This is a genomic window from Teredinibacter sp. KSP-S5-2 (genome assembly GCF_032773895.1).
Lineage (GTDB): Bacteria > Pseudomonadota > Gammaproteobacteria > Pseudomonadales > Cellvibrionaceae.
In genome coordinates this window covers 1,474,617-1,487,397 of record NZ_CP120416.1, presented here as the reverse complement: position 1 = coordinate 1,487,397, position 12,781 = coordinate 1,474,617, and the positions used below count along the sequence as shown (strand labels likewise).

Sequence of the window (12,781 nt, the reverse complement as noted above, 5' to 3'; positions counted from 1 at the left end):
AGCCATTACTATGGCCACCGGTCACACAACGACCTATGTATTCATAGCATGTGAATATTTTTACTTCTTAAGGAGATTTATATGAAACTCAGATTAGAAATCAGAGCCGCTGAAGGTGGCGATGATAGTAAACTATTTGCCCAGGATCTTGCTAACGCTTACATTCGGTTAGCAGAAGCTCAAAACTGGAAGACCACTCGCCTTTAGCCCCCTCACACTTGATGTTTCTGGCAAAGGCGTAGATGCCTTGTTACAAGAAGCCGGCGGACATCGAATTCAACGTATCCCTCCAACAGAAAAACGCGGTCGAGTCCATACCAGCAGTGTCACTGTTGCAGTTTACGATGCCTCAATAAAAAGAGATCTTGAAGAACTGTCTAACCAGGATGTCAGAATTGAATGGTTTAGTGGTACCGGTGCAGGCGGCCAACATCGAAATAAAACCCAAAACTGCTGCCGTGTTATTCACACATCGACGGGAATGGTTGAAAGCCACCAGGGACGGAACAGAGAAACCAATAAAAAGTTAGCGTTGGAAGCTTTAGAAAGACGTTTATTCAATGCGGCTAAAGCCAGCCAGAATATGGATATAAATACTATTCGTACTGAACAAATTGGCATTGGTTTACGAGGAGAGAAAATTCGAACTTATCGTCAGAAAGACAATCTGGTCATCAACCATGTAAATGGCAAAACCACCCGATACACTTCAATAATGAAAGGTAACTTTAACAAGCTATGGGAATAATCGACTGACAGTTTGAAAATAAAACAAGCCCGGATAGTTCCGGGCTTGTTCTGACAAACGATATAAATCAGATTAACTCATGGGAGAATTAAAATCGGAAAGGAGTATTCACTTTTTAGTCTGGACGGATAGAATACAACTCATTGATATCGCGTTTTTTACTGCGAACCCACTGATCGCAACGCTCCACAAATTCATCCAGTTTTTCCAGCGCATTTCGATCAGCGCGTAAAATCGATTCCCGCAGCCCAGGTGAAGAATATACTTTTTGAATATGGGCTTCCATTAATGCTCGTGCCGCATCGCAGTTCATAGGGCAGCTAACACAATTATCACGAATATAATCACTTTCGTGATATACCTGCGTTTTCTCTTGGACAAAACCTCGCTCCCCTATCGGAGTAAGGAAGATTTCATCTTCAATCCATTCATACACCAGCGAAGCGTGAAGCTCTTTGGAATCCAATTCAAATCGCTTATCGATAGTCATCCACATATTCCTGCCAACTACTACTGAATAGGTATGGTATGTAACAAGCCTAGACGTATTCCTATCTATTTGAAGCGGTTTATTAGATGAAAAAACGATTAAAAAGACGCCGCAAACGTTGCTATTCCAATAAAAAGAATTCTGCGTCAAACATCAAAATATAAGGGGAGTTTTTAATAACCCTAGATAATACGAAGTATCACAATCGAACTCGATTACTAGTTTTCTTAAAATCGAAACCTGCTTTGCAGGCTAACCTACTCTGAAGGATATTCGTATCTGAAACGTATGACATCATCCTTTCAAGGGATAAACAACATCAGTATTTTCTATCTCTTACAAAGCTCGAAGAAATACTCATCTACTCACAACAGTCACGGACATAATTTCTTGTGAAGATAAAGAAAAGACTTACACAAACTAGTGTTGTTAATTTTTAACACCCAAAAAACAAGATTGATTTGCCTACTAGTTTTTCTTGCTCTTTGTCATCAAATCAATCAACATTTCCCAACACTTTGCTACACTGTCAAAAACGCAGGCAAACACTTCACTCTGACTATTGTTTCTTCAACACGATCAATAAAGAAGCTTTCAGTCTAAAAATTCTAATCCTTATATTGATGGTGGTTTTCTCCAATATGGATATGCTCGCTAAACGCTCTTTTTACTACGAAACCCGTCCAGCAAGACAGATGCTACCCGCTGGACAATCTTCAGTGCAGCTTCTAAGCCGCTTGAGCAAACAAGATCTGGACAAATTTGATCAGATAGTCGAACAGCATCGCCCCATTGATAAAGGTGAATATCTCTACCAAGCCAGCAAAGAGTTCAAATCAGTTTTTTTACTCAAAACGGGTGCGATAAAAACAGTTAAAAATACACACAAAGGCCATGAACGAGTAACTGGGTTCTACTTTCCAGGAGAAATAGTTGGCGTGGACGGATTAGCATCCAATCATCACAGTAACTCCGCCATCGCACTTGAACGTTCGACTGTATCTATCATTCCGTTTTCTCGATTGGAAAAAATCAGTTCAGACAATCCCGATATCCAACGATGGTTTTTCCAGGTACTCAGTAAAAGTATCATACACGAACAGCAACTCATGACGTTAATCAACACACAACAAGCGCAAGAGCGCGTTATATTTTTGTTGTTAAACTTATCCAGGCGTTATTCGTCTCGAGGCTTATCGGCAAAGGAATTTTTCTTACCCATGTCTCGGACGGATATTGGAAATTATTTAGGAATAACAATTGAGACTGTCAGCCGTGTACTATCACGACTCCAAAAATTTAATTTAATAAAAGTGGATAAGAAGCTTATTTTCTTAGCCGATATCGATAAACTCGCCAGTATGGTATCCATGAATAATGAATAAGCCATACACCCTTTCAAGCACAGCAGCATATACAGAGAAATATACGTTCGTTCTTATCCGTCTCTCAAAGAAAGTATTTGGTTGTTAAGCTTGTCAGCCCATATTGCCAAAACGAAGCTCAGTAGAAGCACAGACTTTAAAAACTGAAGTTTTAATTACGACTAAAGAGGACTTACTATCCCTTCACATTCAAATCAACCAAGTAAAAAACGGGTTTACAAGAGACTAATCCAGTTTTTTATCTCCAACTTCGGTAAGTTTAGTCTCCATCATGTATAGGTTCAGTTACCAAATTGGCTTACCTTGGAGATAACAGCAGGAGCGAAACTTAAAAAAGCTCGGGAGTAATGTAAAAAGCAGGAGTTATATAAAAAGAAAGGAGCGAGATGCTCCCTTCATTTTTAGTGGAGTGAGTTATTAATAAATGGCGTTGTGATAAACCCTCTGTACGTCATCGCAATCATTAAGCATATCTAGAAAGCGCTCCATTATTGCCACATCATCACCAGAAATATCGGTCGTTACTTGTGGCACGAACTGAATAGAATCCACTTCCAGCTCCACACCTTCAAAGGCATCTGTAAGGGCTTGTTTAGCTTTGAAGTATTCTGTGTGTGGTGCAAAGACTGTGACCATATCATCTTCGTTTTCAATGTCAGTAACGTCGACATCGGCCTCCATTAAAACTTCCAGCACAGCGTCTTCTTCCTGCCCTTTAAGCGCGAGAATGGCGCAATGATCAAACATGTGGCTGACACTGCCTTGTGTACCGATTTTGGCCTTTGCCTTGTTAAAACAGGTGCGCAGATCACCGAAGGTGCGATTTGGGTTGTCTGTAAGGCAATCTACAATCACCATACAGTTACCTGGGCCAAACCCCTCGTATCTGGCTGCATCGAAGTTCTCTCCTCCACCACCTTCCGCTTTCTTTATGGCCTTTTCAATAACATGGGTGGGTACTTGATCTTTTTTTGCTCGATCAATCAACGCTCGAAGGCTTAGATTACTATCAGGGTCAGTACCACCTGATTTGGCGCATACATATATTTCCCGGCCGTATTTACTGTATACCTTGGATTTCTGATCCGAGGTTTTTGCCATGGATTCTTTTCGGTTTTGGAAGGCTCTACCCATTGCTAATTCCTGGTTTCATACTAATTTGGGGCCCATTTTACAGGAGATGAGCCAAAACGGCATGCTACAGTTCACCCGAAAATGACGGCTTGACGGTTTTTTGAGCAAGTCGGCAGCTTTTAGAAAAGCATGGGGTTTCGTTTTATGCGTTGCGCTGAAAAACGGGAGTTCATTAAACACTCAAAGGTGGTCACGGTAAGGCTTCCGATACGGGGTGCTAATATGCTTTAACACCGTTTATTCCAGCCGTTCATGAATACCGGGCTGGTTTGAATCTACCGCTTTTGAATGGAACTGGTTTTCTGGGGGGGGGGTTGTATCTGACATAGGATGTTGTGGGTTGCGATAGATTTTTAGAGAACTGGCATACTTACAAATAGACGGCGATGAAATGGAGTCTGCCCAAATTATCAATAGCAGACAAGCTCGTCTTATTTCTTTCTCCTCTTTTTCCTAGCAGCATCTTTTTCGGCTTTTTTACGAATAGCCTCTTCCACTTCAATTAGCTCTTGCTCAATCATAGTTGGTGTTTCTAAGCTAATCGGCCCTATAGTGCAATCTCTAAATTCATGAATCAGTATTTTGCACACCCTATCAATATCAACTCGTTTCCCCCCGGTTATACACCCTCTTCTTCTACCGATGCTTTCCAGTAACTCTGTAACATCATCAGGCAAAGAATCTAATTTAAAATTCTCTTTTAGTTTCTCAGGGTAAGCTTGTAGTAAATATTCTGCCGCATAATAAGCAATGTCGTCATACTCAATAACCGTATCTTTAATCGCACCCGTAACGGCTAAACGGTAACTGCTATTTTTATTATGAATTTTCGGCCACAAAAACCCTGGGGTGTCATGCAAAACAATGTTGCTATCCAAATGTATTTTTTGTTGGCGCTTGGTAACCGCAGGTTCATTCCCCACAGTGGCAAGCTTTCGGCCAGAAAGAATATTGATGATAGTGGATTTTCCCACATTGGGTATGCCCATAATCATGGCGTTAATCGGTTTCAGGCTCGTATTACGTTCTGGAACCAGCTCATGACATAACTTCAAAAGCTTTTTTATCTGCTCAGGCTTCTTACTGGTCACGGGTATAGCTTTCGAATCGTCCAGGCTTTCAAAATACTCACACCATAACCTTGTGGTTTCCGGGTCAGCTAAGTCACTTTTATTAAGTAACCGTATAACCGGCTTCTTCTGATGCTCCTTGGCAATAATTTCTGCCACAGCAGGGTTGGTACTACTATACGGAATACGCGCATCCACCACCTCAATAACAACATCGACCTTTGGCAATGCCTCTTTTATCTCTTTTTGGGCTTTGTGCATGTGCCCCGGGTACCATTGTATGGCCATTCTTTGTTCTGCTTTCTTGTGTGATTATTGGGTTTGATGTGGGGATTATATCGGGAATTGGCGATACTCTGGTAAAACACCCGGAAGTTTGTATGAGATGGATTAGTGTAGCGACCTAAAAGGCTAGCCTCATGGATTAGGCGAGTGAGTTTGTTCATGGCGAATTAGTAAATCGATGACCTCAACACTGCCAGAGGCATTTCGCACGAACTCAGACATATTTTTTCCTTAAATTTCAATAACTTAACAAGCTGGCTTTCGTGCACCCATTCAGCTTAATGCAGGTTTGATCACATCAACTCAGAAGTGTTGTCACGTATTTGTCACGCGAACAACTAGCCATCTACAGGTTTGAACCTGATTTGAACCAGCTATCGCACTCATACCCTTCGTAACCAGAAGCAACCTGCTCTTTCTATTCCCCTGAGCTTTGCATGGAGCAAATACCGCACTTGAGCTCTTTAATGAAGTCATGTTAGGAAAGGCGATTAAAGGAAAGGTTTCAGTTATTGATCTCAGAGAGATCTGCACCATTGAAGAGGACTTCTCAGAGCTATCCCCCATTGCGCCTTCGAGCATTGGTGCAGATAAGATAGTTAAAAGGATACTTGATGTGAACCTAACAATAGAACTGTAGTTTCCCTATATTAGCTCTGAGAATAACTCATTGTTGGAGAAAGTATTATGTTCAAGCTAGCTTAATTGCGTCACGTACAGACATAAGTACCTTCCCCAAAAGATTCTTCCCTCGCCAGTTTTTCTCATCAAGTATTAAATCATCATCAGCCGAAAATCCAACGCCCCATACAAGGTCGTATGGAGATGCTTCGGCTAACACCTTGCTACCTGTATCAATTAATCTACTAGACAAATCCGCATGCTGAGAAAACTTCAAATAGTTTCCATACCATACAATTCCAATCTTATTCAGGTTCCACAACCCAGACTGAAATCTTTTAACCTCTCGTCCCAATTTTTGTTGTACGGCTGGCTCTGGCTCACTTAAAATTTTACTTGCAGTCTCCATATCCCCAAATAGAAGAGCCTTTTTATACATCATGTATTGTTCACAACAGTTATACTTTACCCCCTCTGGATCTACAATATCCCTCTTAGTCCACTGACCAAACTGATGTTTCCAAAAGAAGTAAAACTCCTCTGTTTCTCTCATAACTGTTCCTCAATGATCAAAATCCGTAGCCAATTGGTGCTCACTTCCAATAAGAATGATGGCCATTTCTTCCATTAATTTATGCTCTTTGATTTATACCACTAGATTCCCTTGCCTACTCGATACCTTTATATCAACTACGGCTCCACTATTGAACTCTATAAAATCGTCGACCATACCATCACTAAAAATCACACCATGGTTTGTCATTTGTGATTCAATGGTGAGCTTTTCCCCGCGGTTAACTCTTCCAAAAATACACTCAGCGCCAGTAATCTGGCTAACAAACGGTTCACGGACAGCATAGGACAAGTAATTCGCATCCCAAGGAATGGGTTGATGTTCACAGGATGAACCAGGGACGACTCCTTGAGCCCCAGCAATAACACTCTTTAGCCAACCTGTTGAGCCTAGCCCTGTTGAAACCAATACACCACTGGAACTTTGATGTTCAGATTTTCCATCAATGTGTAATTGGTATCTCGCAGAAATCTGCAGTTTTGGACCAATAAACAAGTCATTTACGGCCAACAGGCTTTGGCCATCATTCAAATTGGCTTGAGCCATAGTAATATTTTTAGAAGAATAACGTTTATTGAGTACTTCAGTGACAATGACTTTTACATCATCTACGGAAAAAGGCAGAAGCACCCCATCGTACCGATGCATATCCGGATTGATAGCAACTACAGGCTGACGGCTCAGGTACTTCAAAGTATTTGCGACTAAGCCATCCTGACCAATAACTAAGACAATATCTTCTTCTCCAAATAGGTAATTCGGCAGAAACTCTCTGTCCAGAAACTGCACCCGAGCCAAGTCTTTCAGTACATTTTCTACTTGTTTGAGTGCATTGCAATATACTTCATGCTCTACCTCATAATCCGAAAAGTCGCCGTTGCGACTCTCAATAACAAACTTAGCTTGAGCCTTGGTGTTGTACTGTGCCACCAATTCAGCCAACCTTGTCTTGCGAGTCACAACGACGATTTTTCTCTCCAGCTTCTTCATAACTGCATGCCCTTAACGTTGCACAGCTCCTGCCATTGCCTGAAGTAGATCTGGAGAGAAATTGAGCTGGCCGATTTTTTCTGAATTCCCTGCAAGCTCTCTTATTCCTTGAGCCAGCATTTGCTCGGGTTTAAGGTTAGACATAACAAGTGCTTCCAACACTCGAACATCTACCCCAGCTAACGCCTGCATGGTTTCAGAAATATCATAGGCTTTTGCGTCCGCTTGTTTCCTTGAGTTCTCTGTGGAAAGCTCAACAAACTCCTTGCGTTTTTCTTCCTGCTCGATTTCCGCTTCCAGCGCTTCCTTTTTCATCTGCCTACGTTGTTCAGCCAGCTGTCGCTCGGCCTTGAGCTTCTCTTCCTTGATTATCTGTTGTTTCTGTTCAACAGCAAGTTCCGTCTTTAACTCGTTTTCCTTAACAAGTCGTTCCTGATCAATAGAAGCATTTCTACGTTTGTAGATAGCTTCATCAGCTTCTTCTAAAAGCTGCTCTCGTACAGAGGCTTCAAGTGCTCGTGCAGTCTCTGGATTAGGTTTAATTGCCAAAATTGCAAAATCCAGGACTTCCACACCTAAAGCACTTAAAACATCAGAGGTCATCAAAGCACTCTTAACTCCGCTGACTAAGTCCTTCGAAGCGGAAATAGCTTCTCGTAACTCAAGTTGCTCCAAGCGAGACCGCATAATGACTTGGACCAGGCTCACCACCCTATTCTTTAGCTTCTCCGGATCCTCCGAAACATAACCAGCTCCACCTGGTTTAAGCGAATAGTTCATTATGGACGCAAGCTTCTCAGGCTCCACAATACGAAAAACGATCTGCCCCTGCACGTTGACCTCTTGAAAGTCCTTGGTTGACTCCTTAAACATAAAAGGCTGATCAACCGACCCCATTGGAATAGCAACCATTGATACGGAAGGTGAAAAGTACCAGAAAGCTAACCCAGCCCCTTTCCTTTTGAGTTTCCCACGGGAGAACTGCATCAAGTAGGTAGTGGGTTCCGATTTAATATATTTAAAACCAAACATGCTACATAACCTCCATAAATTCAACGGGCACTTCATCCGTTAACCACACACCATTCTTAGATACGTAGAAGCTATAACCACTGTTGTACATTCCCAGTGCATCCACTTTTAAAATCACCACCTTACCGTGACGCTGACCAACATTAGAAGCTGTACTTTTATCTTTGGTTAAGTGTACGTGGTGGCGGTTTCTTTTAACTAAACCTTTGGAAAGAATTTCTCCCAAATAGCGAGAAGCTGTTCCGTGATACAACACTTCTGGTGGCTCTTGCGGCGCAAGTTCAAGATCCACCTCGATGGAGTGGCCCTGGTTTGCACGGATTTTGTTACCAGAATCATTAAGAGTGAAACGTTGCTTCTCACATCCTGCAACGATCTCCTCAATCAACTTTCGGGTTAGCTGAGGCTTTCTGTCTTTTGTAAGCACTATAAGATCACTCACCAAAGCCCACCCCTGAGCATCTAATTCCAAACCTATTTCATCCGGCTTATGTCTTAGTACGTAACTCAGGAATTTGCTTCCTTTTTTCAATTTTTTGTCTTCCATCTTGTGATTTCCTACTATCAAATCAATTATCACGTTGACTTAGTGTCTATATGTCACTAACATAGTGTCATACAAACACTATGTCAACTGAATTTTTTCATTTATGAACAAAGAAGAAAACTACCAATCCGAAAAAGAGTTCCTGGAACACTACGATATACACCGGTTTGATATTCCCCTTACGACGGTAGATATGGGAATTTTTTCTTTAAGAGAAGATGAACTCTGCGTTCTTTTAATTAAACGAGCGAACTTCCCTGCAAAAGGGAAGTGGGCACTACCAGGTGGTTTTATTGATCTTAAAAAAGACAATAATTTAGATGAAACAGCTCACAGAAAACTCAACGAAAAAACTGGGGTTAACACTCCATATTTGGAGCAAATAGGTACTTTTGGCAGTAAGAAACGAGACCCTAGGGGTTGGTCGGTCACTGTTGCCTATTTGGCTCTTATATCATCTGAGGATATTGGCTTATCACTCAGTAAAACAACCGAAGACATTGCCTGGGTACCAGTAGAGGAAGCCATCGAGAAATACAAATTAGCGTTCGATCATAATGAAATCTTACGCACATGCCATGAAAGGCTGAAATCGAAGGTTCTGTACACGTCATTACCGGTAAATCTACTCCCAGAGGAGTTTACGTTAACAGATTTACAAAATACCTTTGAGATTATTCTGGGCACAGAAATCGAGAAAAAATCATTTAGAAAACGTATGTTAGATTCTGGATGTATAGAAGAAACTGGAAATATGCGCAGGGGAAGCAATCGCCCTGCGAAACTCTACAGAACAAGTCCTAATGGGGAACAGTTTTTCTTTACCCGAATTATTGAAGGCCCCAGGAACTAGCCCTTCATAGAAGGAGAGAACACTTAAGGAAATATTATGGAACTTATATTAGAAAACTATATACATCAAAAACAACACTGGCCAGATAAAGGCAAACACATAATGGCTCAATTCGACAATGAGTCCGTTGTTGTTTATCAAGCCTATCGACCAGCTATTGGAGAGTTTGCCGCAAAAAACGGTTTTTTTGGCGGCTCCTTTAGCTATACACGCATGAGCTGGATAAAGCCAAATTTTCTTTGGATGATGTACCGCTGTGGTTGGGCTTCAAAAGAAGGTCAGGAAGTTGTATTAGCAATACATCTCAAAAGAACGTTTTTCGAAAACATACTTACTTCTGCCTTCCCTTCTTCGAATACCTTAGACTTATCCAAAGAAGAATGGAATAGCAAAACGGCGTCTAGCAATGTTCGACTGCAATGGGATCCAGACCACGACCCATATGGAAACAAAGAGGAACGGCGGGCCGTTCAACTAGGTTTAAGAAATGAGTTTTTGCTTCCATTTAAAGGTGAAGGTATAAACAAAATTGAAGATATTACAGATTTTGTGAGAGAACAAAGTAGATTTGTCGAAAGTAAACAATTAGATAAGTTAATCACACCCAAAGAACAGGTTTATCCAGTGAGTAATGATGCAATGCAAGCGCTAGGAATGAAATACGAAAAGGATATGTAATGGACGAAAATAAAAACCTCGGTTGCTTGGTAGGCTTGGCTGTAGGTGATGCTCTAGGCACCACCCTCGAATTTTCTCCCAGAGGAAGCTTTACACCAATTATCGATATGATTGGTGGAGGCCCTTTTGAGCTGGAGCCAGGCCAATGGACAGATGACACATCCATGGCCCTGTGTTTAGCCGAATCATTGATAGAGAAACAAGGCTTTGACGCAAATGATCAAATGGGTCGCTACTGTAACTGGTTTAAATGGGGCTATATGAGTAGTAACGGTCGGTGTTTTGACATTGGCAATACTGTCGTTGCAGCACTGGACGCTTATAAAAAAACGGGAGAACCATTTTCTGGTTCACAAGACCCGAACACCGCTGGTAACGGGTCGATAATGCGCCTAGCCCCTGTAGCTATGTACTTCAACCCAAACCTTGGTGATGTTATTCACTATTGTGGAGAAAGTTCCAGAACCACACATGGTGCAGCAGAGTGTATAGATGCTTGTAGATATTTAGGAGCCCTGCTTTATTTGGCACTAAATGGTACAAGTAAAGATGAAATGCTAAACCAAACCGTTTACACCCCGTACACAGAGAAAATAAAGCTTATAAACTCTGGAGAGTTCAAGTGTAAACATAGTACACAGATTCGTGGTTCAGGTTACGTAATAGAAAGTCTGGAAGCTGCTCTGTGGTGCTTTTATAACACTGATAACTATCAAGAAGCAGTATTAACGGCAGCAAACCTTGGAGAAGATGCCGACACAACGGCAGCAATATGCGGCCAAATAGCCGGGGCGTTTTACGGTTACAACAACATACCAGAGAGCTGGCGAAATAAAATTACCTACAAACAAGACATTGAAAGCTTTGCGATTTCCCTAATGCTCGGGAACTCGTAAAGAGACGAACAAGGAATGAAAAATGACAAATAGGAATCAGCGATCCAAAATCGCACATAATACTCTAGAGATTCTGGAAGCAAAGAAATACCTGACACCTAATGGAGTAAAGACTGATATTAGCAGTCAACTCAGTAAATGCGTAGACGGCTCTATTCATTACACGCCAGAAACGCTTGATATACTTCTGGGTGAAATAGACCCAACCGGAAATACTGAAACTCAAATTGAAGTAATAAACGAAACAACGTTTGCGGGGGCAAAAACCCTGTTAAATCAGGGTAATGGCAAAGTCCTCTGCCTCAATTTTGCCTCAGCTAAAAACCCTGGTGGCGGCTTTATTGGAGGCAGCCAAGCACAAGAAGAGGCTTTGACAAGAGCAAGTGGGCTCTATGACTGCCTTTCTCAATATATGGACATGTATATAGATAACCGGACATATAAAAGCTGCTTGTATCGAAATCATATAATCTATTCGCCAGATGTACCTGTGTTTAGAGATGAAATGGATGAACTTATTGAAGCACCTTGGAGCACATCTATTATCACCGCTCCAGCAGTGAACTATGGTGCGCTAAAGGAGAATGAAAAAGAACAAGCCGAAACAGTTATGCGAGAACGTATTGATATGGTTTTAGCTATTGCATATGAGCATGAATATAAAAACCTGGTATTGGGTGCCTGGGGCTGTGGTGTATTTAGAAACGACCCGTACAGAATCGCGGCATACTTCTGTCACTCACTTAGTAAGGAAGGACGATTCCATAATAGTTTCGAGAGAGTAAGATTTTCTGTATTCGATAGATCAGAAAATACCAACACCTATACTGCATTTAAGGAGATACTCGAGCCAGTTGACACTGATTATGTGAGCAACTCCTAAGTTAGAAACAAAGATGAAAATAACAGATATTAGAAATAATGAACAACTACAACAATTTGTAGCAACCAAGAATAAAGCAAAATATATATTCTTCTGGGGTCATCAAGAGACCTCCGGAAAGGTTACCAAGAGCTGCTTTAGCCAATGGTATGAATCTTCTTTTGAAATTGAAAGGGTAAAGTATCAAACAGCTGAGCACTTTATGATGGCAGAAAAAGCCAGACTATTTGGTGACGCTAAGTTAGAAAGTAAAATAATTGCAGCTTCAAATCCGGGCGAAGCAAAAGCTCTGGGAAGGTCTGTCGCCAACTTTTCCGAATCACTTTGGAATGAAAAACGATTTAATATAGTCGTACAGGCCAACCTTGCTAAGTTTAGGCAGAACCCTTCACTCCAAGAGTTTCTACTCAATACTGGAGATAGAATTCTGGTAGAAGCAAGCCCCGTAGATAAGATATGGGGTATCGGGCTCGCTCAGGATTCACCACACATAGACAACCCCTTCAAATGGAAGGGGCTGAATCTATTGGGGTACGCCTTAATGGAGGTAAGGAGCCAATTACAAACTACGCCAGTTGAGCCTTAATAAAACCAA

At 41.5% G+C, this 12,781-nt stretch carries 15 protein-coding genes; 8 read left to right on the top strand and 7 right to left on the bottom strand.

The features are described 5' to 3' along the window. Nucleotides 1-81: 81 nt before the first annotated feature. Together P5V12_RS06830 and P5V12_RS06825 are read left to right on the top strand one after the other, a co-directional pair. Nucleotides 82-207, top strand: coding sequence for a PCRF domain-containing protein (locus tag P5V12_RS06830; RefSeq protein WP_316956601.1), 126 nt, complete (start codon nucleotides 82-84; stop codon nucleotides 205-207). A gap of 40 nt (nucleotides 208-247) precedes the next feature. After that, nucleotides 248-748, top strand: coding sequence for a peptide chain release factor-like protein (locus P5V12_RS06825; protein ID WP_316956600.1), 501 nt, complete (start codon nucleotides 248-250; stop codon nucleotides 746-748). Between the two features lie 115 nt (nucleotides 749-863). Here the strand turns inward: P5V12_RS06825 and P5V12_RS06820 are convergent, their stop codons facing one another. Further along, a complete protein-coding gene (locus tag P5V12_RS06820) occupies nucleotides 864-1,238 on the bottom strand; it encodes a hypothetical protein (RefSeq protein ID WP_316956599.1) in 375 nt (124 codons plus the stop codon). A gap of 641 nt (nucleotides 1,239-1,879) precedes the next feature. On the opposite strand from P5V12_RS06820, the gene P5V12_RS06815 reads away from it, so the two are divergent. Beyond that, nucleotides 1,880-2,623, top strand: coding sequence for a helix-turn-helix domain-containing protein (locus P5V12_RS06815; RefSeq protein ID WP_316956598.1), 744 nt, complete (start codon nucleotides 1,880-1,882; stop codon nucleotides 2,621-2,623). A gap of 417 nt (nucleotides 2,624-3,040) precedes the next feature. On the opposite strand, the gene P5V12_RS06810 is transcribed toward P5V12_RS06815, so the two are convergent. The 6 genes from P5V12_RS06810 to P5V12_RS06785 form a co-directional block, all read right to left on the bottom strand. Next, nucleotides 3,041-3,757: a YebC/PmpR family DNA-binding transcriptional regulator gene (locus tag P5V12_RS06810; RefSeq protein ID WP_316956597.1), complete on the bottom strand. Its 717-nt coding sequence runs from the start codon at nucleotides 3,755-3,757 to the stop codon at nucleotides 3,041-3,043. Between the two features lie 431 nt (nucleotides 3,758-4,188). Further along, nucleotides 4,189-5,088 (bottom strand): ribosome biogenesis GTPase YlqF, encoded by a 900-nt coding sequence (gene ylqF / locus P5V12_RS06805; RefSeq protein ID WP_316956596.1) that lies wholly within the window; start codon nucleotides 5,086-5,088, stop codon nucleotides 4,189-4,191. A 715-nt stretch (nucleotides 5,089-5,803) separates the two neighbouring features. Next, nucleotides 5,804-6,286, bottom strand: coding sequence for an NADAR family protein (locus tag P5V12_RS06800; RefSeq protein ID WP_316956595.1), 483 nt, complete (start codon nucleotides 6,284-6,286; stop codon nucleotides 5,804-5,806). 93 nt (nucleotides 6,287-6,379) lie between these two features. Beyond that, complete coding sequence (locus tag P5V12_RS06795) at nucleotides 6,380-7,297, bottom strand: sugar kinase (RefSeq protein ID WP_316956594.1); 918 nt, start codon at nucleotides 7,295-7,297, stop codon at nucleotides 6,380-6,382. A 12-nt stretch (nucleotides 7,298-7,309) separates the two neighbouring features. Further along, entirely contained in the window at nucleotides 7,310-8,329 is a 1,020-nt protein-coding gene (locus P5V12_RS06790; RefSeq protein ID WP_316956593.1) for an SPFH domain-containing protein, read from the bottom strand. 1 nt (nucleotide 8,330) lies between these two features. Next, on the bottom strand, nucleotides 8,331-8,876 hold the full coding sequence (locus P5V12_RS06785; protein WP_316956592.1) for an RNA 2'-phosphotransferase: 546 nt from the start codon (nucleotides 8,874-8,876) through the stop codon (nucleotides 8,331-8,333). 103 nt (nucleotides 8,877-8,979) lie between these two features. On the opposite strand from P5V12_RS06785, the gene P5V12_RS06780 reads away from it, so the two are divergent. The 5 genes from P5V12_RS06780 to P5V12_RS06760 are packed head-to-tail and all read left to right on the top strand — an operon-like array spanning nucleotide 8,980 to nucleotide 12,772. Continuing rightward, nucleotides 8,980-9,729 carry an NUDIX hydrolase gene (locus tag P5V12_RS06780; protein WP_316956591.1) on the top strand — a complete coding sequence of 250 codons (750 nt, stop codon included), beginning with the start codon at nucleotides 8,980-8,982 and terminating at the stop codon, nucleotides 9,727-9,729. Nucleotides 9,730-9,765: 36 nt separating this feature from the next. After that, on the top strand, nucleotides 9,766-10,407 hold the full coding sequence (locus tag P5V12_RS06775; protein ID WP_316956590.1) for a DUF4291 domain-containing protein: 642 nt from the start codon (nucleotides 9,766-9,768) through the stop codon (nucleotides 10,405-10,407). Beyond that, entirely contained in the window at nucleotides 10,407-11,303 is an 897-nt protein-coding gene (locus tag P5V12_RS06770; protein ID WP_316956589.1) for an ADP-ribosylglycohydrolase family protein, read from the top strand. The genes P5V12_RS06775 and P5V12_RS06770 overlap by 1 nt, the downstream gene beginning before the upstream one ends. A 22-nt stretch (nucleotides 11,304-11,325) precedes the next feature. Then, a complete protein-coding gene (locus P5V12_RS06765; protein WP_316956588.1) occupies nucleotides 11,326-12,186 on the top strand; it encodes a TIGR02452 family protein in 861 nt (286 codons plus the stop codon). 13 nt (nucleotides 12,187-12,199) lie between these two features. Continuing rightward, nucleotides 12,200-12,772 carry an NADAR family protein gene (locus tag P5V12_RS06760; RefSeq protein WP_316956587.1) on the top strand — a complete coding sequence of 191 codons (573 nt, stop codon included), beginning with the start codon at nucleotides 12,200-12,202 and terminating at the stop codon, nucleotides 12,770-12,772. Nucleotides 12,773-12,781 lie beyond the last annotated feature (9 nt).

Excerpts from the sequence above, each read along its gene's own strand:
- P5V12_RS06830 (WP_316956601.1), top strand. The coding sequence starts at position 82 with ATGAAACTCAGATTAGAAATCAGAGCCGCTGAAGGTGGCGATGATAGT.
- P5V12_RS06820 (WP_316956599.1), bottom strand. The coding sequence starts at position 1,238 with ATGACTATCGATAAGCGATTTGAATTGGATTCCAAAGAGCTTCACGCT.
- P5V12_RS06815 (WP_316956598.1), top strand. The coding sequence starts at position 1,880 with ATGGATATGCTCGCTAAACGCTCTTTTTACTACGAAACCCGTCCAGCA.
- P5V12_RS06810 (WP_316956597.1), bottom strand. The coding sequence starts at position 3,757 with ATGGGTAGAGCCTTCCAAAACCGAAAAGAATCCATGGCAAAAACCTCG.
- ylqF (WP_316956596.1), bottom strand. The coding sequence starts at position 5,088 with ATGCACAAAGCCCAAAAAGAGATAAAAGAGGCATTGCCAAAGGTCGAT.
- P5V12_RS06800 (WP_316956595.1), bottom strand. The coding sequence starts at position 6,286 with ATGAGAGAAACAGAGGAGTTTTACTTCTTTTGGAAACATCAGTTTGGT.
- P5V12_RS06795 (WP_316956594.1), bottom strand. The coding sequence starts at position 7,297 with ATGAAGAAGCTGGAGAGAAAAATCGTCGTTGTGACTCGCAAGACAAGG.
- P5V12_RS06790 (WP_316956593.1), bottom strand. The coding sequence starts at position 8,329 with ATGTTTGGTTTTAAATATATTAAATCGGAACCCACTACCTACTTGATG.
- P5V12_RS06785 (WP_316956592.1), bottom strand. The coding sequence starts at position 8,876 with ATGGAAGACAAAAAATTGAAAAAAGGAAGCAAATTCCTGAGTTACGTA.
- P5V12_RS06780 (WP_316956591.1), top strand. The coding sequence starts at position 8,980 with ATGAACAAAGAAGAAAACTACCAATCCGAAAAAGAGTTCCTGGAACAC.
- P5V12_RS06775 (WP_316956590.1), top strand. The coding sequence starts at position 9,766 with ATGGAACTTATATTAGAAAACTATATACATCAAAAACAACACTGGCCA.
- P5V12_RS06770 (WP_316956589.1), top strand. The coding sequence starts at position 10,407 with ATGGACGAAAATAAAAACCTCGGTTGCTTGGTAGGCTTGGCTGTAGGT.
- P5V12_RS06765 (WP_316956588.1), top strand. The coding sequence starts at position 11,326 with ATGACAAATAGGAATCAGCGATCCAAAATCGCACATAATACTCTAGAG.
- P5V12_RS06760 (WP_316956587.1), top strand. The coding sequence starts at position 12,200 with ATGAAAATAACAGATATTAGAAATAATGAACAACTACAACAATTTGTA.